Consider the following 23,773-nt stretch of genomic DNA (forward strand, 5'->3'; position numbering starts at 1 on the left):
GCCGTTCTGGCATACCGCAGCGAAGGTCGGCTCCCCGCCCTTATTGTTATAAACTTTTCGATCATACTAAACGTCGGCTGATTGCACTGCCCCCCAGAAAGCAAACCCCGGTCAGAATAGCTTTCGAGCCCGGAATTCTGCGCTGCTCCGTAACTTGGTGTGGATGTTTGATTTCGTTCAGGGCGAATTGTCGAGGTTGCCAACGGAGCCTGCCGCAGGCGGCTACAGTGTGGAATGGCTCATCTTCGGACCATTCGCGCCAAGTGCAGTTTACCCCGCCACCAGCCAACAGAAGAAGCACATCGGGCTGCTCAATAAAGAAAATTCTACGGCGACGTAATCGGTGGCGGCTTCCGGCGTTTACCCGAAATCGCATTGCCGGCAATCGCCAATAGCAGCACGGCACCGCCGATCAGAGTATTGACGCTCGCCGTCTCGCCGAGAAACAACCAGACCCAAACCGGCCCGAGCAGCACCTCTGCCAATGAAAGTAAGGCCAGCTCCGCGGCGGGAAGGCTACGAGATCCGAGCGTGTAGAGGATCAGTCCGGCTCCGACCTGGAACAGCCCCATACCCATTGCGACCCCGCCATCGTTCCAAGTCAGTACAAGCGACTGCCCCAGTATCAGGCATATGGACGACGTGATGATGATCGCAAAAATGCCGGACAGGAAAACAGCCGGAAGCATCTCCCCTGTCCGCCCCCAACGCAGCGCGACGGTGAACACGGCAAACCCGAACGCCGATCCGAGCGCTGCAAGGCTGCCTGCCAGAACCACACCGCCGGACTTATCGGCCACCATTATGCCGATACCACCGATGGCAACCGCGATGGCAATCCAGGTCGCGGGCCTTACGGGCTCTCGCAAAACGAGCCAGCCCAGGACCGCAGCCATGAACGGCGCTGTCGCGAACAACAGCATCGCATTTGCGACTGACGTGTTCTGGATCGCGAATATGCCCCCCGAATACGCCGCAACCAGCGACAGCCCTGCGACAACGGCGGGCCCGCCGATACGGCGCGCCTGAGCGAATGGACTTTCACCTGACCTGACACGAATGACGACATATAGGAACACTGACATGCTGACCGACCGATACAGCAGGATCTGCCAGACCGATGCCTCCTCGATCAGGCGGATCCCCAGGCCGACCGTCGACCACAGAACGCCTGCCGCGAACACGAACAGCACGCCATATCTGTGGCTCTCGCCGTGCGAAGCGGGTTGATCAATAGACGTCATTGGGTCCAATCTGGAAAACCTGCGCGGCAAGGCAGAGTAAAGTAGATCCATGCCCCCTGCCCTTACCATTGTTGAGAACGTACTTCTGCGTCTAAGGCATTTCTTTCAGAGCGGCCATAGAGCGGTCGACATTTGAAACGGACTAGCATTTCCTTCGCCGTGGTCAAAATGCATGTCCACCGCTCGGGATTAACGTTCTAGCAATGTAGGCCTCCATCTTCTCCCAAGACAGGGAGAAGGACATGAGTAACAGCCCGAATTCAGAGAGCGACACGTGGCGCGTTTCAGCCGAAGAGACGAGGCGAGACTACACCTCATTTGCTTTGGCCGGGTTAAGAGCCCGGCACTACGCAGGCGTGTTTCACAGAGTCGAGCGCGCAAAGAACCCAACGTTCCTGGCGACCATCCTGCTCGACGGGTTCGAGCGGGCGCTGGAAGTCAAGTTCACTTCTGTGCCGAAGACCGGTGGCAATGTCCTCATACAAGGCCAACTTTCGGGGTTACCCCTTTCCGAGAACCACCGCCGCTTTGACTTCTGCCGCGATGTCGAAGCGCCGTACCGGGCACAAGGCATCATCAGTCTGACTGGAGCAACTCTGAGCATTGGCATTCTGCCGGCGCGCTCCGCCGACGGCTCGAGGATTTACGTTTGTCACCTGGAGATCGTTCGAGACCATGCATAATCCGACGAAAAGCCCGAGGCCGAAAGTTCAACAATTCCGTTACCAGACCGCGCATTTCTGCGACCGAAGTTTGGCGGTGCGTTATCGCGATATCGGACACAGGGCTTCTGGCGCCTTCGGTTTTTCATTCAACTTTCACGTTCTGAATAACCATCCTCCCCCTCCGGTCCAGGGGGATCACTATGGACAGCGGCGGACTCTGAAGAAACGCTCCCTTATTCCAGCACGAATTTCAGGTCACCAAATTTTCAATTTCTGGAGACATCTCAAATGACGAAACATGATCGCGATCTCACACGGTCTTCGCAGAGCAGTCCTGCAGCAACAGGTAATCCTTCAGACGACTTCGAAGGCTACAACACGGACCTGTTAGAAGCCTCTGTGCAAGCACACGAACTCGCCGTCAGAGCCCAAAAGAGTGTTTCAGCCACGTCACTCTATGAAAGCGGTACCTGGGCAAAATACGAACAGCGTGCCAAGTCTCTCGCAAGAAAGCACCCGTCACGTGATCCGTTTCGCGCATACCTTTTATATGATGAGCACGGCACCTTTTCGAGCTCGAACAGCCGGCAGAGCTACAGGTCCGCGCTCGTTCGCCTCGCGGCACGAGATGTCCTCGAATTGGCGCCCTCGTTGTGGCGTCAAATCCTGAACTTCGCAGCCGGAGAAGAAAAAATACGCGATCTGGAGCCAACGATTTCAGCATTTATTGACGGAGAAACCTGGGATCATATTCAGCAAGCGAGTGGCACTCTTTCCAATGTCCAATTGCGTAAGCTCGAACGTGCGGTCGAGTTCATCATCACAGTTCAACCCGATCCTGACCACACAGCACTGCGGCACCGATCTCGCCAGCCGTCGTCAATGGAGACCAAATCGGGCTCTTCCACTTCGAAGAACAGCACTCTCTACAAGCTGAACCAGCATCAGCGACGCAGGGCCAAGATGCTTCCCGCATACGATTGGCGCAGCCATTTCTGGAACGCTGCGGTCATGCCCGACACACATCTCGATGATCGCAGGCGTGCTTGTATTGCAGTCATGATGCTCACTGGCTGCCGGCCCTCAGAGCTCTGCGATGACCTCGGCATTACAGTCGCTGCTATTGCCCTGGGTGACAATCACCACCTTGCGTTTGAGATCGCCGGGGCAAAGTGCACAGAAAGTGGCGGCACTCATCCCGGCAAAGGTCAGCAGAGCCGGTACATCGAAATCGCATGCGAAACACCGGAAGCCGCATGGCTTTTCGACCATGTTGCCGAACAGCCAGATCGTGCAGTCCGGTTGTTTCTCGGCGCCCCGACATATGACCGGAAAGGGATTGCATTGATGCCGACAGAGCGCCGGCGTCGGGTATCCAACCAGCTTGGCAAACTGATCTGCAGGCTCGGGAAGGTTGCCTTTCCAAGGTTGAGTAGCAATCTGTCGCCATATGTATTCCGGCATGCTCTTTCATCCGATCTGCGCGCGCCTGGACACCAATCCGACCGCGGCGGTATCGCGTCAGCACTCGGGCATCAAAGCGAGAAGACGCAACAACATTATGGAAGTCCGAATACTTCGAAAGGATTGAACGGCAGCCGGGCCGCGCAGATCACGCATGTGTCAGCGACCTCACCGGTCCGGACATTCGAGCGCACACGATATGGGCAAAATCCCGACGTCACCCCAGAATAATTTTCCGGCATTTCGAAAGAGGCGCGTGAAGGTTTGGCTTTGCACCCCCCCCACCGGCATCTCCTGTCCTCTCGACAGGCAGATTTCAATCTCTGGAGACCAACTTACCTGTCGGAATCTTGTATTTTTTGGTCGAGCCAATCCGCGATGATCCTTCGGATCATTTCCGGTCGTGTCGGAACATCCACTTCTTCGCGCCGAATATCATCTATTGCCTGAAGCATATCGGCATGAAGGCGCAACGTGACGGCGGATGTGTCTGTTTTTGGGCGTCCGAACTTGCTCATCTGGGGTGATTCCAAATTAAGGGTTGACTTTATGATGGCAAAATGTCATAAAGTCACGAGCAAGGCAAGAGTGGCTGCTCCTGCCTTGCTCTAACCAAAGCGATCTACAGAGGAGATCACCATGACTAAAAATATTCATATCACTTCCAACCCGGCTCCGAAAGCGAGCGCGAAGCCGCAAAAATATTTGTTTGACGGGTTTTCGGACCTGCTGATCAGAATGCACTACGCATTGGAAGAAGAAGAGTGGGCCGATGATACCATGTGGGACATCGCCTGCGCGCAATCCGCCTCGGAGGTGGAAAAGGCCTGGTGTTTTGTCAAGCTGAAAGCCGAAGACCTCATGGCAGTTCAGCCACTCTCTGAAAACGACCTAGTCCTGTATCGCATGGCGGGCTTGGTGAAGCGCGCAGTCTCCACCGACAATATCGTCACACTGTGCGCAACGCATGCGAAAGCGCTCGAGTGCCTTTCAAACGCGTCTCAAGGCCTTGCGCCTGCCGTCAGGGATCTGGCTCAAGAAGCCGAAAGCTGCCTCGATCAAATGTTCGAGCATGCCTTGGAGAGCGAAGGCACTCCGGACAGCATTCTGCCGCTCGCCGCGTAACCGTCACCACAATTAAATCAGCCGCTTTGCCCGGTCGGTGTTCCAACCGACCGGCAGCTCAGACTCATTCAAAAGGATATTGAAAATGAAGAAACAACCACCATTGCGTGGCTTCGAAGAGCTGTTCGACTCTGAAGAGCCGTCGTACAGCGAAGACCTGCGGGATTTCCCTAACTTGTCACGAAACACTCTGGCCCGAAACGCAAAGTGGTTCGGGCTCGCGGGAGAGCATTTTGTCGACAGCATTCTGTTCCGCTTCGGTCTCCACTCCTCCGACCTGCCTGAGATGCTTCCGGCCGATAGGGTCGTGTATTTTGCAGGTGTAGGACTGCGCATGCAGATCAAAACCGCCTGCCGGCCGAGGAATGGATTTTTCCACTTCAACCTAGTGAAGGGTTATCATCGGTCCCCAACGGGCGTTCGGCATTACGACCGAGAGGACTTCGATATCGTTGGCCTTGTGGCGCTGTCCGAGAACGTCGTGAAGTTCACCGCCGACCGGCGCCAGTCGCACCGGATTGCGACCTCCGAAATCGGGAGATTGCGCGCGAGCCCCTGCACGAGTTTCATGCACGCGATGGAGGATCTGGGAGTTTCGAATGCTCTGGCCGCAACCAACGCGCCGGGAGGTCAAAGATGACGGAGCAACACATGAACACACCGACAAAGTCCGCGTCTGAGACCTCATCGGAATTCGCAGAACGCCTGTCTCGGTCAACCGTCTTGAGCCTTTTCGAGACCGAGTGGCTCGGCTTCGTCTCTGTCGACCACTCCCCGGATCCCGATGAATTTGAGGATGATGAAGATCCTGAATTCATTGCGAACCTGCCTGACGATGTAACGGAGGTTGCCGCGAAACGGTCCTGGAAGAGCCCCAAGACTCCGCTTGCTCAGGCTATGACCGAGGCTGAAATCGCGGAGGCAATCGGCAACGGTTGCGACCCCTGGGCACAGTCTTCGCCAACTGAAGGCAGGATGCAGCAAAAAGACGATCCACCTGCATCCATCATCACCGCAGCATTGGGTCTGAGCATGCTTGTGGACAGCGACGAGCATTTGCATGAGCTCTTTGCGCCAGGCAGCGTGACGAACTTTGTGTGTCCGAAACAGTTTTTGTGGCAGATGCTGCAGATCCTGGAGCGAGCAGCGAAGCGCTGGAAAAGCCATCTGCGCGACCCGGAGGGCGTCGAACTACGTCACTTCGTCCAGGACGAAGATGACAAGCGCGGCCGTCGCCTGAAACCTCTCAAGCAAGAGATGTGGGGTGCGCGTTTGGAACGAAGCCTCTCGCAAGGTGGTGCCGTGCTTCTCGTGACGACTGATGGCGGACAACTCGATGATGCAATGAACGCCCTCGTGACGCGTCAGGTGTCGTGGCGCGGTCTTTCGTCGGATGTGGTGCTGGAGACGCTGCGGTTGACGCACTCAGCGACGGGCCAGCTTTCCGAGGCTGAAATCCGCAGGCGCTTGCCGGGTGATCAGAAATTGAACATGTTTCAACCGGCGCAGATCGACGCGGCTTTTGCTGCACCTACGTCGATCAAAGTTGCAGATGGCCTCGCCAAAATCGCAGGTAAACTGACGCGCCAAGTACCAACGGTCACGCTCGATGCGGTATTCGGTCTCGCTGAAGTTCGGAAGTCGCTTGATCGCATGTTGAACGATCTCAACCTTTGGCAACACGGTGATCTCGCTTGGGCAGACGTCGCGTCGAGCGCGGTGTTCCATGGGCCTCCAGGCACTGGCAAAACGACACTGGCGAAAGCATTCGCAGGGTCTGCCGGCATTCCGATTATCGCGACATCGTATAGCGATTGTCAGAAATACGGACACCAGGGCGACATGCTTGGCGCTCTCGACCGCGCTTTTGTCGATGCGAAACAATCCGCACCTGCGGTGCTCTTCATCGATGAGCTCGACAGCTTCTCGCAACGGGACGCACGAGCGCAAAATGCTGATTACCTCCGAGGCGTCGTAAACGGACTGCTGGAACAAATTAACCGGACGAAAGATATCGGTGGCTTGGTGCTGTTCGGAGCCACAAACTACCTCGATACCGTCGACCCGGCAGTCATTCGCAGCGGCCGCTTCGACCTAAAAATTCACGTCCCCTACCCCGACAAAACCGGGCTCGACGCAATCCTGAAAGCAAAGATTGGGTCCGCAATCGCAGAAGATGTGGATACTGGTGCGATTGCAGACCGCCTGGTCGGGCTCTCTGGCGCAGACGCAGAGGCTGTTGCGCGCGATGCGCTCGGACGCGCGCGGGCCGATGCCGTCCATGTGACTCAGCGGCATCTGGAGATTGCCGCGGATCAGGTTGCGCCCCAGCTCGACGACGACACTTTCAGGCGCGCAGCGGTGCATGAGGCTGGACATGTCTTGGTCATGCTGCAGCTTGGATTGCCGCTTCCGAAGCGCGTTTCGCTCTCCACACAAGGGGGCCGGGTAGAGCACGTGCCCGTCAATTCGCTGACGCCTGAGACAGCCCAAATGCGGCTTCAGGTCCTGCTCGCCGGGCGCGCTGCGGAGATCTGCGCCTTCGGAGATGCGAGTTCCGGCGCTGGCGCGGGGGAGCAAAGCGACCTGGCAAAGGCGACAAGCCTCGCACTGGCCATCGAACGCCACTGGGGGTTCGGTGACAGCGGCTTGCTTTGGGACGGCATTGAAGCTGCGGATGTGTGGCGTGCGCCGTCAGATGTCCGGGATCGAGTCGAGACCCATTTGCGTCGCGCGCAAGACCAAGCACTTGATCTGGTCGACAAAAACAAGGGCTTTCTTCTCCGCCTTACCGAGACACTGATCCAGCAGCGAGAAATCCACGGCGAGGACATTGAAGCCGTCAAACGGGAGTGCACGCATTCCCCTGAAGCAGGCTATGCGAATTGAACCCAAGGTCTATTGATCATAGAGGCCGGGGCGCCAATCGCACCCGGCCCCACTTGGCTATTCTCAGTAGAATGCAGCTGGCGTCGAAATTTCGGGCTGGTCCTGAAGCGCGTTCTACAGCCACCGGTACGTCGAATTCCAACCCCTAACCCGAAGCCTTCTACAGCGTCATTGACCGCAGATCCACGCACCACTTCGCCAAAATTTCTTTTGCCGCATCTTGGTACAGGCGGTTCGCCAGACTGAGAAAATCAGCTATAAAATCAACAGCAGCTTTCTGCCGGTTCGCCGACGTAACTATTTGATTTATTTACATTGCCCCACTCCTCGCGGGATCGCCAGTAGCTCCGCCGCAGTTCGCCGGAACGGAAAAAAAGGGGCGTTGCCGCCCCTTACTGAATTTCATGCCAGGCGTGGTCAGGCCAACCCGTGCTGCGACATCGGCAGGCTGCGCACCCGCTCTCCCGTCGCCTTGTAAACCGCATTGGCCACGGCAGGGCCGATCGGCGGTGTGCCCGGCTCACCAATGCCGGTGGGCGCCTCGGTCGAGGGTACGATATGCACTTCAACCTCGGGCATGTCCGAAATCCGCAGCGGCGTGTAGTCCGGGAAGTTGAACTGGTCCACCTCTCCGTCGGTCATGGTGATCTGCTCCCGCAGGATGGATGACAGGCCGTAACCAAGGGCGCCCTCAACCTGTGCCACGATGTTGTCGGGGTTGATCGGAACACCGCAATCCACGCCGCAGGTGACTTTCTCGACCTTGATCGTGCCGTCTTCACGCAGTCGCACATCAGCCACTTCGGCCACGTAGCTGCCAAAGCTCTTGTGCACGGCAATCCCGCGATGGGTACCTTCCGGCCCGGACTCTCCAGCCTTTTCTACCGCCAACCGCAACGCTCCGGCCAGCCGCGCATCTTCGCCCAGATAGGTCAGGCGAAACTCGACCGGATCTCGCCCGGCGGCTTCGGCCAGTTCGTCCATCATGGTCTCCATGACATAGGCCGTGTGCGTGTGCCCGACCGAGCGCCACCACAGGACCGGCACGCCGACATCAGGGTGGTGCACGTCGACCGCAAGGTCGGGAATGGCATAGGGCGTGGGGTGAATGCCTTCGATCGTGGTGTCGTCGACCCCTTCCTTGACCATGTACTGCTCGAACGGCGTGCCCTTGGCGATGCTCTGGCTGACGATGCGGTGCTCCCAGCCCGAGATATTGCCGTCGGCGTCAAGCCCGGCCCGCACGCGGTGCATCGTGAGGGGGCGATAGTAGCCGCCCTTGATGTCATCCTCGCGCGTATAGACCAGCTTGATCGGCCGCGCGTCGTGACCGGCCTCCAGCCAGGCCTTGCCGATGGTTGCGGCCTCGGCGACCAGGTGCGCGTCGCCCGTCGCGCGACGACCGAATGATCCGCCGCCCCACTTGGTATGCACCTGCACCTGCCCCATCTCCAGCCCGAGGACCGAAGCCGCGGTGCCGTGATCCACGGTCTGCAACTGTGAACCGCCCCAGAACTGCGCGGAACTGCCGTCGAACAGCACGGTCATGTCCAGCGGCTCCATCGGCGCGTGGGCCAGATAGGGAAAGACGTAATCCGCCTCGATGATCGTCTCGGCCTGCTCCAGTTTGGCGGCGGCGTCGCCTTTTGGCTCTGCCGGGTTTCCGGGCTGATCCAAAAGCGCACGGAACTCTTCCATCAGGGCGTCCGTCCCCCGGGTCTCGCCCGAGCCTTCAGCCCATTCCAGCGCCAGCGCATCCCGCGCCTGCATCGCTTTCCACGTGGTGTCGGCCACCACGGCAATGCCTTGGGGGATTTCCAGTACGTCGTGAACGCCGTCCATCGCTTTCGCGTCGGCCGCGTCCATCGAGGCCAAGGTCGCGCCGAACCGCGGAGGGCGGGCCGTTACGGCAACCAGCCCACCCTCGGGCTGCTGGTCGATCCCGAACATGCCGACGCTGCCTTGCGTTTTTTGCGGCACCTCCACGCGGGCAAAGGACTTGCCGATATAGACCCAATCCTCGGGTGCCTTCAGCGTAACATCCTCGGGCGGTTGCTGGCCGGCCGCAAGGCTCGCCATCTCGCCGAAAGTGACACTGTTTTCGCCAGCCGATAGTTTGCCCTCGGAAACGCTGATCTCGGAGGCATCGACGCCCCACTCGCTTGCCGCCGCGTTGATCAGCATCGCCCGGACGGTCGCGCCGGCCTTGCGGTACTGCTCCCACGAATTGGGCATGGCGGTAGACCCGCCGGTACCCTGCACGCCGAACGCGGTGTTGGCATAGACCTCGGGGTTCGAAGGCGCGAAGTCCGTGGTGATCTGGTCCATCGAGGCATCCAGTTCCTCGGCCACCAGCGTGGCAAGGCCCGTTGCCGTGCCCTGCCCCATATCAAGGTGCTTGCTGAGCACCAGGACGGTGTTGTCCGGCATCACGTGCACGAACGGCGTCACCAACACTTCGCCCTCGGCACCGGACTGGGCCAGACCGCGCACCGGCACGGCAGCCCCAAGCAGCAGACCACCGGCGGCACCGGCAGACAGGGTCAGGAATCCGCGCCGCGTCGTGGTGAGCGCGCGTGTGGCGGGCATCAGGTCGCGTTTGTCGATCAGTCTCATCTTACGCCTCCATGATTTCTGCGGCCCGGTGAATGGCCTTGCGGATACGGGCATAGGATGCGCAGCGGCACAGGTTGCCATCCATCGCCGTGTCGATGTCTTCGTCGGTGGGTTTGGGCGTTTCGGCCAGCAGCGCCGAGGCCGACATGACCTGCCCCGATTGGCAATAACCGCATTGCGGTACCTGAAGCTCGACCCATGCTTCTTGGATCGCCTTTGCAGCCTCGTTTTCGACGCCTTCGATCGTGGTGATCGACGCGCCCTCGAGGTCGCCGAGGTAGGTCTGGCAGGATCGCGACGGCACGCCGTCGATATGCACCGTGCACGCCCCGCAAGAGGCGACGCCGCATCCGTACTTGGTTCCGGTCATTTTCAGTTCATCGCGCAGCGCCCAAAGCAATGGCATATCCGGGCTTGCATCGATTTCCGTTTCTTTTCCGTTGAGCGTGAATGTCGTCATGTCTGGCTCCTATCCCTGTTGGCAGTCGCTGGAACGTCAAACGGGCGCGAGGACCGCGCCGTGGTGATTACAACTTACGAGTTAGAGCGGATCCGCAAAAGTCGATACCGGCCACGTCACCCGCACAGACCTGCGTTCAAATTCGCACAAGGCTTCGGCGGATCAGCGCGTGAAACGGTCCGGCGCAAAGGGTGTAACGTCGATATTCGGACGCTTGCCAGAGATCATCTGCGCCAGCAATCGGCCGGTTTTTGGTCCGCCGGTCAGCCCCACGTGATCGTGACCGAAGCCGGTATAGGCACCGGCAGCGCCCGGCACCGCCCCGATCAACGGAAGCGAGTCCGAGACTGCCGGTCGATGGCCCATCCAACGCGTGGTTTCGCGCCATGTCAGACCCGGCAGCGCCGCTTTCAGATGACGCATGAACATGCGGTAGGGCGCCTCCGGCGGCGGCGCGTCGAACCCGCCATACCCGACCATCCCGGCCAGCCGGATGCGGCCCTCCATCGGCGTGATCACGAACTTGCCCGCCGAAAACATCAGGGGCGACCGGGGCATCTGCGACGGCTCCCAAAGCTCGACGTGAAAACCGCTTTCGGGATGCAGGGGAACCGCGATGCCAAGTGACTCCGTCAGGGGCTTCGACCATGCGCCGGCCGTGACAACGGCCGTATCCACCGCCAGCGTTTCGCTCGGCAGGCGTACCCCCGTGACCCGTCCATTGGTGCGTTCGATCGCTTTGACCTCGTCGCGGATCAGCCGCACTCCAAGGCGTTCGGCGGCCTTTGCCAGTGCCTTGACGTACGCGCCCGGATCCGAAATGCGCCCATGGTTCGCGATACGGGCGGCACATCCGATCGCGTCCCCGTAGACCGGGTCGTAAGCACGCAATGCATCGCGATCCATCACCGAAAAGTCGAACCCCTGCGCCGTGCGGGTGTCCCATGTGAACCGATCCGCATCGAACGCCTTGCGGGTCGCGTAACCATAGAGATAATCGCAGGGCACGACGTATTTTTCGGCTTCGGTTCCCGCCGCAAGGGCCTGGTGGTCGGACAGACTGTCGCCGATCAGGGGCAGGATCGCGTGCGCCCGGGTCTTGGCGGCCTCCGCCGTCGCGTGACGCAGGTATTTCATCAGCCAGGGCGCAAGTGCGGGCAAATGGCGCCACCGGATGTAAAGCGGTTCGCGCGGGTCCAGTGCCATGCGCGGCGCCTTGCGCAAGAGGCCGGGACCGGGCACAGGCAATGTGCCCGCGGACGCCAGAAGGCCCGCGTTTCCGAAACTTGTCGCCTCGCCGGGACCGGCCTTGTCGATCAGGGTGACGGTATGACCTTCGCGCGCCAGCCAAAGAGCGGTGGAGAACCCCACGATGCCAGCGCCGATCACCGCTACATTGCATGTCTTGCTTGTCATGCGCGCAGCTTTAGCGGCGGCTTTTTCGCTGTCAATGGGATCGCAGCATCCGGGGCGTGGTGCCGTATTGTTGCCGGATGGCACGGGTCATGGAGGACGGCGAATCGTACCCGCAGCGGATGGCGATCTCGGCAATCCCCAATGTGCTGTCCTCGATCAGCTTGCGCGCGGCGGCAAGGCGCAGATGCCGATAGACCTTGCCCGGAGCCGCCCCCAACCGCGCGCGAAACCGGCGGTCAAGTGTGCGGGGCTGGCACGACAATCGCGCCGCAAGCTGTTGCAGAGTCAGCGGTTTTTCGACGGTGTCGCGCATGATCTGCAATCCACGGCGCACCAGTGGGTCAGCGACCTGCGTGGTCCTGCCCCGCCCCACCGGCGGCTCGCCATGCAGAAACAGCGCCTCGACGTCCAGCCGGACGGCCATGCCGGCATGCTGCGCGATCAATTCCAGGGTCAGGTCGAGCGCCGACATGGCCCCGGCGCAAGTGATCACGTTCCCATCCCGCAATACCCGGGCCTGCTCGGCATCGACGGCCAGAAACCGTTCGGTAAAGGCGTCCAGAAGGTCCCAATGTACCGTTGCCCGGCGTCCGTCCAACAACCCGGCGGACGCCAGCAGCCACGGCCCTGCATCCAGTCCCACAACGACGTCGGCGTGGTGAACGGCATCGCGCAATCGCCTGCGGGTGCGCGGGCTGTCATGCGCTTCATGGCCGTAGCTGGCCACTACGAACAGGTAGTCGATCTTCGGCATCGCGGTCACCGAGGTGCGGGCGATCATCTCGATGTCGCTGGAGGACCGGGACGGGCCGCCATCAAGGCTGAGCACCGTCCAGTCGAAAATCGGCCTTGGTCCGACCGTATTGGCCGCTCGCAGTGGCTCGATGCAATTGGCCAGGCACAGGTTCGAGAACCTGTCGAACAGCAAAAACCCGATCCGCGTGGTGTGATGTGCTGATTTTGTCCATTCCGGCATGATTTTTGTCAATTACCGTAAACTCGGCAATATCGCCAGCGCGATATGATCTGGCCAACGAAAGGGAGATCACCATGCCGCTTACCATGAACCGAGAGGTTTTCATCACCTGTGCCGTGACCGGATCGGGCGGCACACAGGACAAGAGCCCGCACGTGCCGCGAAGCCCCGAGCAGATCGCAGACAGCGCCATTGCTGCGGCCAAGGCGGGGGCGGCGGTGGTGCATTGTCATGTGCGCGATCCCGAGACCGGGGTGCCGTCGCGGGATGTGAAGATGTTCCGCGAAGTGACGGAGCGGATCCGGGATGCGGACGTCGACGTGGTGCTGAATCTGACCGCCGGGATGGGCGGGGACATGGTGTTTGGCGATGTGGAAAATCCGCTGCCGCTAAACCAAGCGGATACGGACATGATCGGCGCAACCGAACGGGTGGCGCATGTGGCCGAGTGCCGCCCGGAAATCTGCACGCTGGACTGCGGCACGATGAACTTTGCCGAGGCCGATTACGTCATGACCAACACGCCCGGCATGCTGACCGCGATGGGCCGGATGATGACCGAACTGGGCGTGAAGCCCGAGATCGAAGCCTTCGACACAGGGCATTTGTGGTATGCAAAACAGCTGGTTAGCGACGGAGTTCTGGACAGCCCCGCATTGGTGCAGCTGTGCATGGGCGTACCGTGGGGCGCCCCGGATGACCTGAATACCTTCATGGCGATGGTGAACAACATCCCCGACGACTGGCACTTCAGCGCCTTCGGCCTCGGGCGCAACCAGATGCCTTACGTCGCCGCCTCGGTGCTGGCGGGGGGCAATGTGCGCGTCGGGCTGGAGGATAACCTGATGCTGGACAAGGGTGTGCTGGCCACCAACGAACAGCTTGTTGCCCGTGCAAAAGAGATCATCGAGAGGATGGGTGCCCGTGTGATCGGGCCCGAGGACGTGCGCAAGAAGCTGGGGCTGACCAAGCGGGCGCCGGTCTGAAAATGGCTGTCGTTATCGCGTCGGTATTTGGGTGGCATCGCGTCGGTGTCTTTTGCGCATGTCGGGCAACCCGGCCATGAGCCGCCGCGTGGTCATCACCGCCGGGGCGTCGGGCATTGGCAAGCGGCTGGCCGAGCGGTTTTTGGAAATGGGTGACCGCGTGGCGATTTGTGACGCCGACCCGATGGCGGTGGCGGCGATGGCCGACGCCAACCCGTCGCTTATCGCGCAACAGGCCGAAGTCACCGATGAAGCCGAGATGGACGCCTTTCTGGGCCAGGTCGAAGGTGAATGGGGCGGGGCCGACGTCGTATGCGCAAATGCCGGTACCGGCGGACAGGCGGGACTGATCGAGGACCTCGATTATGCCGCGTGGCAGCATTGCGTGGCGGTCAACCTGCACGGGTCGTTCCTGACCTGCCGCTGGGCCGCGCGGGTGATGCGGGCGCAGGGCTCGGGGCTGATCGTGCTGACCACCTCGACCGCGGGGCAATGGGGCTATCCCTATCGCTCGCCCTATTCCTCGGCCAAGTGGGCGCTGGTGGGTCTGACAAAGACACTGGCGATGGAGCTGGGCCCGGCAGGCGTGCGGGTGAATGCCATCGCCCCCGGTGCGGTGGAAGGCGACCGGATGGACCGCGTTGTTGCCATGGAGGCCGCCGCCAGCGGCAAGACCGAGGACGAAGTGCGCGCGCAATACGTCAAGGGCGTCAGCCTGCGCTCGTGGGTCAGCGCCGATGACCTTGCCGACATGGTGCTGTTCCTTGCCTCGCCGGGCGCCGCGAAGATCTCGGGGCAGGTTATGGCGGTGGATGGCCACACCGAGACACTGGTGCCATGACCATGCGCTCTATTCGGCCCGCACCACCCGGCACAGGAAGCAGTTGTTCGACGCGCTCCGGATGTCGACGAACGCGACCTTCGGGTTCTCCAGCAAGCGTGCCGCGTAGCTCCGAATCCGTGGCGTCGCTGTCACCTGACCCGTGCCCGGGCATATCCGCTCGTCATGTGTGTAGCCCCGGACGATATAAGCCGGTGCCACAAGCATCAGCGGCAATGCGTCTGATCGCGAGGCCGCCTCGCAGTCGTCTGCACATAGAAAGATCGGACCGGTTTCGGCGTAGGGGTTCAGCCCCCGGAACGGCCGCCATGCCAACACGAGATAACCCTGCCCGTACGGGACGTTGCGCAGGCAGTGACGACAAGGGGCTCCCACGCCGTCGGAAACCAGCGCCGCGATGGGCTGATCGTAAATGTCGCGCAGGGTTCCGCGCAGGTGCCGCACCTGATCGGTCGGCAGAGGTTGAAACTGGATGCTCATCATGTGTCTCCTTTACCAAGGGCAGTCTTGCCGCGTTCGGCGGCGCGGACGACCCGGATTTTGCGGAAAGGAACGCGCGATGCTGAGATACGTGACCGGAGCAGGTATAGGCTTGCTGATGCTGGCGGGCTGCGCCAGCGGGCCGATGGCCCCGGACAGATCATTCCGCGACACGGGTCAGCCGCTTTCGGTGACGACGCGCGGTAACGGGATGCAGGACATGGGCGGGCCGTGGTTCGTGCGCGGGTATTTCCCCGGCGACGGCGGGCTGGCGATGGTGACCTTCCTGCCTGACCTGCGCGGCCAGCAGGCGGTGGAGTTTCGCACCGAGGCGTGCCTGCTGTCCGGCGACTGTGAGACGGACACCGAGATATGGACGGCCAGGCCGCTGGGTCAGAACCGCTGGCAACTGAACCGCGAGGGCGTAGCGCCGCGGCAGATGTGGGTCGTGTGGGTGGATGACGATTTCCGCACGGCGGCGATCGGGACGCCCGATGGCAGCTATGGCTGGATCCTCGACCGCCGCCCCGAGGGCGGTGCGGACCGGCTGCGGGCGGCGGCGGAGATCCTGAATTTCAACGGCTATGACACCTCGCGGATCAAGGTGAGATGACGAAGGGAACGACGATGACGAAACGAGCATCCATCATCGGTGGCGGCGTGATCGGCGGCGGCTGGGCCGCGCGGTTCCTGCTGAACGGCTGGGACGTGCGGGTGTTCGACCCCGACCCGCAAGCCGAGCGCAAGGTGGGCGAGGTGCTGACCAATGCGCGCGGCGCGTTGCCGATGCTCTATGACTGCGCCCTGCCCGCCGAGGGGAAGCTGAGTTTTCACGGCTCGATCGCGGAGGCGGTCGACGGCGCGGACTGGATACAGGAAAGCGTGAGCGAGCGGCTCGACCTGAAGCAAAAGGTCTTTGCCGAGATCCAGGCCGCAGCACCGGGCGTGCCCATTGGCTCCTCGACCAGCGGGTTCAAGCCGTCGGAGTTGCAGCAAGGTGCTTCCGACCCGTCGACGATCATGGTCACGCATCCGTTCAACCCGGTCTACCTGCTGCCGCTGATCGAGGTGGTGCCGTCCGAGGCCACGGCGCCCGCGATGGTCGAGGCGGCCAAGGCGGTGCTGACAGACGTGGGCCTTTACCCCCTTCATGTGCGCAAGGAGATCGACGCGCATATCGCGGACCGTTTCCTGGAAGCGGTCTGGCGCGAGGCGCTATGGCTGGTGAAGGACGGCATCGCCACGACCGAGGAGATCGACAACGCCATCCGCTATGGCTTTGGCCTGCGTTGGGGGCAGATGGGCTTGTTCGAGACGTACCGCGTGGCCGGCGGCGAAGCCGGGATGCGGCATTTCATGGCGCAGTTCGGCCCGGCGCTGAGCTGGCCCTGGACCAAGCTGATGGATGTGCCGGAGTTCACACCCGAGTTGGTGGACCTGATCGCGGACCAGTCTGACGCGCAGTCGGGCCACCTGTCGATCCGCGAGCTGGAGCGCAAGCGCGACCGCAACCTGATTGCCATGATGCGGGCGCTGAAGCAGCAGGGGACGTCGTCGGGCAAGCTGGTCGGTCAACATCAACGCACGCTGATGCATCCGCCGCAGGACACCCGGCCGATGATCACGCAGGACCGGATGGTTCCGGTCGATTGGACCGACATGAATGGCCACATGAACGAAGGCCGCTACGGGCAGGTGTTCAGCGATGCGGCCGAGGGGGTGATGGCGTATGTGGGCGCGGACGAGGCCTATGTGTCCGAGCGGCAGCTGAGTTATTTCACTGTGGAGACCACGATCAAGTACTTGGCCGAAACGCAGGCCGGAGAACAGATCATCGTCGAGAGCCGGGTGACCGAAGGCGGCGGCAAGAAACTGCGCTGTTTTCACCAGATGAAGCGCAAGAGCAACGGCGAAGTGATGGCGACCTGCGACCAGCTAATGCTGCATGTGAGCCTGGAGACCCGGCGCACCTGCGCGCCGCCCGAGGATGTGGCAGAGAAGGTGGCGACGCTGGCTGCCCTGCACGCGGAGGAGTGAGACCATGCATTTCGGATTGACGGACGAGCAGGAGATGATCGTCTCGACGGTGCGCAGCTTCGTCGAGAAGGAGATCTATCCGCACGAGGAGCTGGTCGAACGGACCGGCGAGGTGCCGGACGAAGTGGCGCAGGACATCAAGCGCAAGTGCATGGATCTCGGGTTTTACGCCTGCAACTTTCCCGAAGAGGTGGGCGGCGCCGGTCTCGGCCACGTGGACTTCGCGCTGGTCGAGCGGGAACTGGGGCGCGGGTCGATGGCACTGACGCATTTCTTCGGCCGTCCTCAGAACATCCTGATGGCCTGCGAGGGCGACCAGCGTGAGCGGTACCTCCTGCCCGCCGTGCGGGGCGAGCGTATGGATGCGCTGGCGATGACCGAGCCCGATGCCGGGTCGGACGTGCGCGGAATGAAGTGCTTCGCCAGACGTGACGGGGGCGACTGGGTGGTGAACGGCACCAAGCATTTCATCTCGGGTGCGGATCATGCCGATTTCATCATCGTCTTCGTCGCCACGGGCGAGGACGACACGCCCAAAGGCCCCAAGAAACGCATCACCGCCTTCCTTGTCGATCGTGGCACGCCGGGCTTCACCATCCGCGACGGCTACAAGTCGGTCAGCCACCGGGGCTACAAGAACATGGTACTGGAATTCGACGATTGCCGCCTGCCCGACGCGCAGGTGCTGGGCGAGGTCGATGGCGGTTTTGCGGTGATGAACGAATGGCTTTACGCCACGCGCATCACCGTGGCGACGATGAGTGTCGGGCGGGCCCGGCGGGCCTTTGACTACGCCTTGAGTTACGCCGCCGAACGCCGCCAGTTCGGCCAGCAGATCGGCAAGTTCCAGGGCGTGAGCTTTCAGATCGCCGACATGTTCACTGAGATTGACGCCGCCGACTGGCTGACTTTGGCCGCCGCGTGGCGGCTGGATCAAGGCCTGCCGGCGAACCGCGAGATCGCTTCGGCCAAGCTTTATGCCAGCGAGATGCTGGCCCGCGTGACCGACGCGGCTTTGCAGATCTTCGGCGGCATGGGTCTGATGGACGACTTTCCCATCGAGCGGTTCTGGCGCGATGCACGGGTCGAACGGATCTGGGACGGAACCTCGGAAATCCAGCGTCACATCATCAGCCGCGAGCTTCTGCGGCCGCTGGGAGCATAAGAGACGAATGCCTTCGGCGAGGATATTTGTGGCCAGAGGAAAAGGGGGGAGCCTGCAAAGCTCCCCCCGGGAAAAGGTGTTGCCTCTTCCCCTGGCGCGGTCATCGGCGTCCCCGCCTGTACCGCAAAGCAAGCTTTGCAGGGTGTGGTTAACAAACCGTTTCTTCCTCTGGCCACAAATATCCTCGCCGAAGGCAAAATACTCTTTGGTGCAAGGATCGGCCCCATGCGTGACCTGAGCCGCCTCTTTCAACCCAAGTCGATCGCCGTCATCGGCGGCGGCGCCTGGTGCACCAACGTCGTGGAGCAGTGCCAGAAGATGAGCTTCTCCGGCCCGGTCTGGCCGGTCCACCCCATCAAGTCTGAAATCGCGGGTCTGCCCGCTTTCGCCAGGCTGGAAGACCTGCCCGAACCGCCGGACGCAGTCTTCATCGGGGTGAACCGACGCATAACGGTAGAGACGGTGCGCCAACTTCGCGAGATAGGCGCGGGCGGAGCGGTCTGTTTCGCAAGCGGCTTCAGCGAGGCGCAGGCCGAAACCGGCGACGGGGCGGACCTGCAGGTGGCTTTGCTGGAGGCCGCGGGCGAGATGCCGATCCTGGGACCCAACTGCTATGGCTTCATCAACTACCTGGACGGCGCGCTGCTATGGCCCGACCAGCATGGCGGAGCGCCAGTCGAGAGCGGCGTGGCGGTGTTGACGCAAAGCTCCAACATGGCGATCAACATCTCGATGCAGTCGCGCGGCCTGCCACTGGCCTATGTGGCCACGGCCGGAAACCAAGCGCAGACGGGTTTGGCGGAGTTGGGCACCGCCCTGCTGCAAGACCCGCGGGTTACGGTACTGGTGCTGCACATCGAAGGTATCGGCGACGTGCACGCGTTCGAGCGGCTGGTGCGGACCGCAAGGGGCCTGGGCAAGCCCATGGTCGCGCTGAAAGCCGGCAAGTCGGCACGGGCACAGGCGGCGGCGGTGTCGCACACGGCCTCGCTGGCAGGCAGCGACGCCGGGGCGCGCGCGCTTTTGCGGCGACTGGGTGTGGCTCAGGTAGACAGCCTGCCCGCCTTGCTGGAGTCGGCGAAACTGTTGCACTACGCGGGTCCTTTGCCCGGCGCCTCGTTGGCCTCCCTGTCCTGCTCGGGCGGCGAGGCGAGCCTGATGGCCGACAGCGCCGAAGGCCTGGAGGTGCAGTTTCCCGAGCTGACCCAAGCGCAACGCGACCACCTGCGCGAGACGTTGGGGCCGATGGTCGCGCTGGCCAATCCGCTGGATTACCACACATTCATCTGGGACGATGCGGAGCGCATGGCGCAGGTCTTTGCCATCATGCAGGAGGGCGCGGCGGACCTGACCTGCGTGATTATCGACTTTCCGCGCACGGATCGGTGCGACCCCGCGGCCTGGGATTGCGTGTTCGAGGCCGGGGCGGCAGCGGTCGCCAAGACCGGCAAGCCGCTGGCGCTGGTCTCGACCCTGCCCGAACTTCTGCCCGAGTCGATGGCCGGGCGGGCCACCGCAGGCGGCATGATCCCGATGCAGGGGGTGGACGATTTTCTGACCGCAATGATGGCGGCGGCTTTCACTGGCGGGTGCGGCCCGCTGCCTGCGCCCGTGTTGCAGGGCGACCGGCCCGAAGGTGCGCGCTTGCTGGAAGAGGCCGAGGCCAAGTGCGCGCTGGCCGCCGCCGGCCTAGACGTGCCGCGAGCAATGGTCGCGGATACGGCGGAGGAGGCAGTGGCGGCGGCCAAGGACATCGGCTTCCCTGTGGTTTTGAAAGGTACGGGCGTCGCACACAAGACCGAGGCCGGACTGGTGGCGCTTGACCTGAAAGACGCGCTGGAAGTCGAGGAAACGGCCAAAGGCATGGTCTGTGACCGCTTCCTGCTGGAGGAGATGATCGGCGGCGGCTTGGCCGAGCTGTTGCTGGGGGTCGTGCGGGACCCCGCGCACGGTTTCGTTCTGACGCTGGGGGCTGGCGGGACGCTGACGGAGATCCTGCAAGACACGGTGTCGCTGATCCTGCCGGTCACCGAAGACGAGGTATTCGGGGCGCTCGACAGATTGCGCATCGCGCCCGCGCTGGCGGGGTATCGCGGCAAGCCCGGAACAGACCGCACCGCCATTGCACGCGCCGTTATGGCGGTGCAGGACTATGTCACCGCCGAACGCGACCGACTGGAGGAAATCGAGATCAACCCGCTGATCTGCACGCCCACCCGCGCGGTGGCGGCGGATGCGTTGATCCGGAAAGGAGACTGATATGACGGAGAGCCCTGTAAAGACCGAGACACGCGGCCATGTTCTGGAAGTGACACTGGACAGGCCCAAGGCCAATGCGATTGATCTGGCGACAAGCCGGATCATGGGCGCCGTCTTCAAGGAGTTCCGCGACGATCCGGAGTTGCGCGTGGCGCTGATCACCGGGGCGGGCGACAAGTTCTTTTGCCCCGGTTGGGATCTGAAGGCCGCCGCGGATGGTGATGCCGTGGACGACGACTATGGCGTTGGCGGCTTCGGGGGCTTGCAGGAGATGCGCGCGATGAACAAACCGATCATCGCCGCCGTCAACGGCATATGCTGCGGAGGCGGGCTGGAATGGGCGCTGAGCGCGGACATCATCCTGGCGGCGGATCATGCGCAGTTCGCTCTGCCCGAAATCCGCTCCGGCACGGTGGCCGATGCGGCCAGTGTGAAGCTGCCCAAGCGCATCCCCTATCATATCGCGATGGAAATGCTGCTGACCGGGCGCTGGATCGACGCCGAAGAGGCCGCGCGGTGGGGGCTGATCAACCAGATCCATCCCGGCGATCAGCTTGTGGCGAAAGCGCGGGACATGGCGGATTTGCTGGCCAGCGGCCCGCCGCTGGTCTACGCCGCGATCAAGGAGATCGTGCGCGAGGCCGAGGCGATGACGTTTCAGGACGCGATGAACCGGATCACCCGGCGGCAATTCGAAAGCGTCGATGTGCTGTATGACTCCGAGGACCAGCTGGAAGGCGCCAAGGCCTTTGCCGAAAAGCGCGACCCGGTCTGGAAGGGGCGCTGAGGGCGGCCCCGGGCGCCTGAAAATTCGGAGGATTTTCTGGCCACAGTCTTTTGCGAAGACTGTGCTGGCGCGCGACGAGCAGGCCGCGCGCCAGTGACGTCAGTTGGTGATGATCTCCGGCCCCATGAAGGTCGTGGGCAGGTAGGTCGATATCCACGGGATATACGTCACCATGATCAGGAAGACGAAGAGCACGGCGAGGAACGGCAGGGCCGCGCGCACCACGTTCATCATCGGCATGCCCGCAACGCCCGAGGTGACGAAGAGGTTCAGTCCAACGGGGGGCGTGATCATCCCGATTTCCATGTTCACCACCATGATGATGCCAAGGTGAATGGGGTCGATCCCAAGCTCGATGGCGATGGGGAACACCAGCGGTGCCACGATGACCAGCAGGCCCGATGGCTCCATGAACTGGCCGCCGATCAGCAGGATCACGTTGACCATCACCAGGAACATCACCGGGCCGAGGCCGGCTGCCAGCATGCTTTCGGCGATGGCTTGGGGGATTTGTTCATCGGTCAGCACGTGCTTCAGGAGCAGTGCGTTGGCGATGATGAACATCAGGGTGATCGTCAGCTTCGCGCCCTCAAAAACGGTGTTGACCGTGTCGCGGTGCCAGAAGGCGGTCACCAGCGCCCAGGGCTTTTGCAGCAGGGATGCCGGGCGCGGCGCCTCGGCGGCGTTGACGCTGCGCTCGCCCATGGCGCCGGTATAGGTTTCCTCTTCCGAAGGGGCGGCCAGGGGCCCCATGTCGCGGTAGATGAAGCAGGCCACGAAGAACGCGTAGACGGCGGCGACGGCGGCGGCCTCGGTCGGGGTGAAGGCGCCGGGTTGCCAGTAGATCAAGCTGCCTTCGCCAGTGAGGTTGACCCATGGATGGCCATAAATGCCGCCCATGATGATCCCGATCAGCAACAGGCCCCAGAAAGCGTCGCGGAAGCTGTCGAGGATTTCGCCCCAGCCTTTCCACTCGCCCGCGGGCATGTTGCGGATCCGCGCCATGATGTAGATCGTGATCATCAGCATGGTGCCGGCCAGAAGGCCGGGGATGACGCCCGCGAGGAACATCCGCCCCACCGACACGTCGGTGGCCGAGGCATAGACGACCATCACGATGGAGGGCGGAATGAGGATGCCGAGCGTACCGGCGTTACAGATCACCCCGGCGGCGAAGTCCTTGGTGTAGCCCACCTGCCGCATGGCGGCGATCACGATCGTGCCGATGGCAACCACGGTAGCGGGCGAGGAGCCCGAAAGTGCCGCGAAGATCATGCAGGCCAGAACGCCGGCGATGGCCAGGCCGCCCTTGAGGTGGCCCACGCAAGCGATGGAGAAGCGGATGATCCGTTTCGCCACGCCGCCCGTCGACATGAAGCTGGAGGCGAGGATGAAGAACGGGATGGCCAGCAGTGTGTAGTGTTCGGCCATCGCGTCATAGAGCGACTTTGCCACCGCGCCGATGGACGTGTTCGAGAACATCAGCTGGAAGACGATCGAGGAGAACCCGAGCGAGACCGCGATCGGCACGCCGATCAGCAACAGGCCGATGATCATGATGAAGAGAAATGCGACTTCCATAATCTCAGACCTTGTTCGCGTTTTCGCCACGGGCGAGCTTGTCGGCGGCGGTTTCCACCGCGTCCTCGGCCTCGTGGCTGGTGATGATGCGCTGGCGGGCGCCGCGGATGACGCCGAGGGTGGCCTGACACACGCGGAACAGCAGTAGCGCTGCGCCGATTGGCAGGATCAGGTAGGGGATCACGCGGGGTAGGTAGTCGTATTCCTCGACCACGCGGGTATCGCCATCCATGTACCAGTTGAACGTGTTCTCCAGAAACTCCTTGCCGAAGGGGATCGGCACGGGGCGGACCACGGCATAGCCTTGGGCGCGGGCCTCTTCAAACCCGGTGGGGAACCAGCGGCCGGAGGTCGGATTGAGGTTGGAGAACGGCGCCCAGAAATCGTAGGCCCCCTTGAGCAGAAGGAACGCATAGGCCACACAGACGACACAGGCAATCAGCGCCAGCGCGCGTTTGAGTCCACCGCCAAGCATGTTGATGATGGCATCCACGCCCAAATGGGCGGTGACCTTGAACCCATAGGAAATGCCGAAGAGCACCAGCCAGGCGAAGAGGATTTCCACCACTTCCTGCCCCCAGAGCAGGCTTTCGGAAAAGCCGTAGCGCAGGACGACATTGGCGAAGGTGATCAGGGTCATCGCGCCAAGGATCAGGGCAATGAAAATTTCCTCGGCGCGGTGGACGACGCGTCCGACCGGGCCCGATGGTGTGTATCCGCTCACGCTCATGGCGTTTCCCTCCGGATCATGTGGGGTAAGGCCGGTGCAGGTTCCGGCGGCA

21 protein-coding genes are annotated in these 23,773 nt (G+C 62.0%); 12 read left to right on the forward strand and 9 right to left on the reverse strand.

The genetic code is table 11. From position 1 onward, the window contains the following. Positions 1 to 326 precede the first annotated feature (326 nt). On the reverse strand, positions 327 to 1,244 hold the full coding sequence (locus FIU86_RS15895) for a DMT family transporter (protein ID WP_152475976.1): 918 nt from the start codon (positions 1,242 to 1,244) through the stop codon (positions 327 to 329). Positions 1,245 to 1,486: 242 nt separating this feature from the next. On the opposite strand from FIU86_RS15895, the gene FIU86_RS15900 reads away from it, so the two are divergent. Together FIU86_RS15900 and FIU86_RS15905 are read left to right on the forward strand one after the other, a co-directional pair. Beyond that, positions 1,487 to 1,927 carry a hypothetical protein gene (locus FIU86_RS15900; RefSeq protein ID WP_152475977.1) on the forward strand — a complete coding sequence of 147 codons (441 nt, stop codon included), beginning with the start codon at positions 1,487 to 1,489 and terminating at the stop codon, positions 1,925 to 1,927. A gap of 270 nt (positions 1,928 to 2,197) precedes the next feature. Beyond that, complete coding sequence (locus FIU86_RS15905; protein WP_152475978.1) at positions 2,198 to 3,604, forward strand: hypothetical protein; 1,407 nt, start codon at positions 2,198 to 2,200, stop codon at positions 3,602 to 3,604. A gap of 104 nt (positions 3,605 to 3,708) precedes the next feature. On the opposite strand, the gene FIU86_RS15910 is transcribed toward FIU86_RS15905, so the two are convergent. Next, the gene (locus FIU86_RS15910) at positions 3,709 to 3,891 is read right to left on the reverse strand and encodes a ribbon-helix-helix protein, CopG family (protein WP_152475979.1); all 183 of its coding nucleotides are present in this window, start codon (positions 3,889 to 3,891) and stop codon (positions 3,709 to 3,711) included. 121 nt (positions 3,892 to 4,012) lie between these two features. Between FIU86_RS15910 and FIU86_RS15915 the strand changes: the two genes are divergently transcribed. The 3 genes from FIU86_RS15915 (at position 4,013) to FIU86_RS15925 (ending at position 7,387) form a co-directional block, all read left to right on the forward strand. After that, complete coding sequence (locus FIU86_RS15915; protein WP_152475980.1) at positions 4,013 to 4,498, forward strand: hypothetical protein; 486 nt, start codon at positions 4,013 to 4,015, stop codon at positions 4,496 to 4,498. A gap of 85 nt (positions 4,499 to 4,583) precedes the next feature. Further along, positions 4,584 to 5,138, forward strand: coding sequence for a hypothetical protein (locus tag FIU86_RS15920; protein ID WP_152475981.1), 555 nt, complete (start codon positions 4,584 to 4,586; stop codon positions 5,136 to 5,138). A gap of 11 nt (positions 5,139 to 5,149) precedes the next feature. Further along, a complete protein-coding gene (locus FIU86_RS15925) occupies positions 5,150 to 7,387 on the forward strand; it encodes an AAA family ATPase (RefSeq protein ID WP_172977527.1) in 2,238 nt (745 codons plus the stop codon). Between the two features lie 417 nt (positions 7,388 to 7,804). Here the strand turns inward: FIU86_RS15925 and FIU86_RS15930 are convergent, their stop codons facing one another. From FIU86_RS15930 to FIU86_RS15945, 4 genes are all read right to left on the reverse strand, one after another. Then, a complete protein-coding gene (locus FIU86_RS15930) occupies positions 7,805 to 10,003 on the reverse strand; it encodes a xanthine dehydrogenase family protein molybdopterin-binding subunit (protein ID WP_254703861.1) in 2,199 nt (732 codons plus the stop codon). 1 nt (position 10,004) lies between these two features. Further along, complete coding sequence (locus tag FIU86_RS15935; protein ID WP_152475983.1) at positions 10,005 to 10,463, reverse strand: (2Fe-2S)-binding protein; 459 nt, start codon at positions 10,461 to 10,463, stop codon at positions 10,005 to 10,007. A 162-nt stretch (positions 10,464 to 10,625) separates the two neighbouring features. Continuing rightward, a complete protein-coding gene (locus FIU86_RS15940) occupies positions 10,626 to 11,879 on the reverse strand; it encodes an FAD-binding oxidoreductase (protein ID WP_152475984.1) in 1,254 nt (417 codons plus the stop codon). A gap of 31 nt (positions 11,880 to 11,910) precedes the next feature. After that, positions 11,911 to 12,855, reverse strand: a complete 945-nt coding sequence (locus tag FIU86_RS15945; RefSeq protein WP_152475985.1) for a GlxA family transcriptional regulator — start codon at positions 12,853 to 12,855, stop codon at positions 11,911 to 11,913. A gap of 74 nt (positions 12,856 to 12,929) precedes the next feature. Here FIU86_RS15945 and FIU86_RS15950 point away from each other — a divergent pair, with 74 nt between their 5' ends. Both FIU86_RS15950 and FIU86_RS15955 read left to right on the forward strand, forming a co-directional pair. Then, positions 12,930 to 13,841 (forward strand): 3-keto-5-aminohexanoate cleavage protein, encoded by a 912-nt coding sequence (locus tag FIU86_RS15950; RefSeq protein WP_152475986.1) that lies wholly within the window; start codon positions 12,930 to 12,932, stop codon positions 13,839 to 13,841. Between the two features lie 76 nt (positions 13,842 to 13,917). Then, positions 13,918 to 14,682 carry an SDR family oxidoreductase gene (locus FIU86_RS15955; RefSeq protein ID WP_152477189.1) on the forward strand — a complete coding sequence of 255 codons (765 nt, stop codon included), beginning with the start codon at positions 13,918 to 13,920 and terminating at the stop codon, positions 14,680 to 14,682. 9 nt (positions 14,683 to 14,691) lie between these two features. Here the strand turns inward: FIU86_RS15955 and FIU86_RS15960 are convergent, their stop codons facing one another. Next, entirely contained in the window at positions 14,692 to 15,162 is a 471-nt protein-coding gene (locus FIU86_RS15960) for a DUF1203 domain-containing protein (RefSeq protein ID WP_152475987.1), read from the reverse strand. 79 nt (positions 15,163 to 15,241) lie between these two features. Between FIU86_RS15960 and FIU86_RS15965 the strand changes: the two genes are divergently transcribed. From FIU86_RS15965 to FIU86_RS15985, 5 genes are all read left to right on the forward strand, one after another. Continuing rightward, positions 15,242 to 15,775 carry a lipocalin family protein gene (locus tag FIU86_RS15965; RefSeq protein WP_172977528.1) on the forward strand — a complete coding sequence of 178 codons (534 nt, stop codon included), beginning with the start codon at positions 15,242 to 15,244 and terminating at the stop codon, positions 15,773 to 15,775. A gap of 14 nt (positions 15,776 to 15,789) precedes the next feature. Then, complete coding sequence (locus FIU86_RS15970) at positions 15,790 to 17,199, forward strand: carnitine 3-dehydrogenase (RefSeq protein ID WP_152475989.1); 1,410 nt, start codon at positions 15,790 to 15,792, stop codon at positions 17,197 to 17,199. A gap of 4 nt (positions 17,200 to 17,203) precedes the next feature. Further along, entirely contained in the window at positions 17,204 to 18,364 is a 1,161-nt protein-coding gene (locus FIU86_RS15975) for an acyl-CoA dehydrogenase family protein (RefSeq protein ID WP_152475990.1), read from the forward strand. Positions 18,365 to 18,589: 225 nt separating this feature from the next. After that, entirely contained in the window at positions 18,590 to 20,623 is a 2,034-nt protein-coding gene (locus FIU86_RS15980) for an acetate--CoA ligase family protein (protein ID WP_152475991.1), read from the forward strand. A 1-nt stretch (position 20,624) separates the two neighbouring features. Continuing rightward, entirely contained in the window at positions 20,625 to 21,410 is a 786-nt protein-coding gene (locus tag FIU86_RS15985) for a carnitinyl-CoA dehydratase (protein ID WP_152475992.1), read from the forward strand. A 99-nt stretch (positions 21,411 to 21,509) separates the two neighbouring features. On the opposite strand, the gene FIU86_RS15990 is transcribed toward FIU86_RS15985, so the two are convergent. Then, a complete protein-coding gene (locus FIU86_RS15990) occupies positions 21,510 to 22,991 on the reverse strand; it encodes a TRAP transporter large permease (RefSeq protein ID WP_152475993.1) in 1,482 nt (493 codons plus the stop codon). Between the two features lie 4 nt (positions 22,992 to 22,995). After that, the gene (locus tag FIU86_RS15995; RefSeq protein WP_152475994.1) at positions 22,996 to 23,721 is read right to left on the reverse strand and encodes a TRAP transporter small permease; all 726 of its coding nucleotides are present in this window, start codon (positions 23,719 to 23,721) and stop codon (positions 22,996 to 22,998) included. Positions 23,722 to 23,773: the final 52 nt, after the last annotated feature.

It is taken from the genome of Roseovarius sp. THAF9, from assembly GCF_009363715.1.
Taxonomy (GTDB): domain Bacteria; phylum Pseudomonadota; class Alphaproteobacteria; order Rhodobacterales; family Rhodobacteraceae; genus Roseovarius.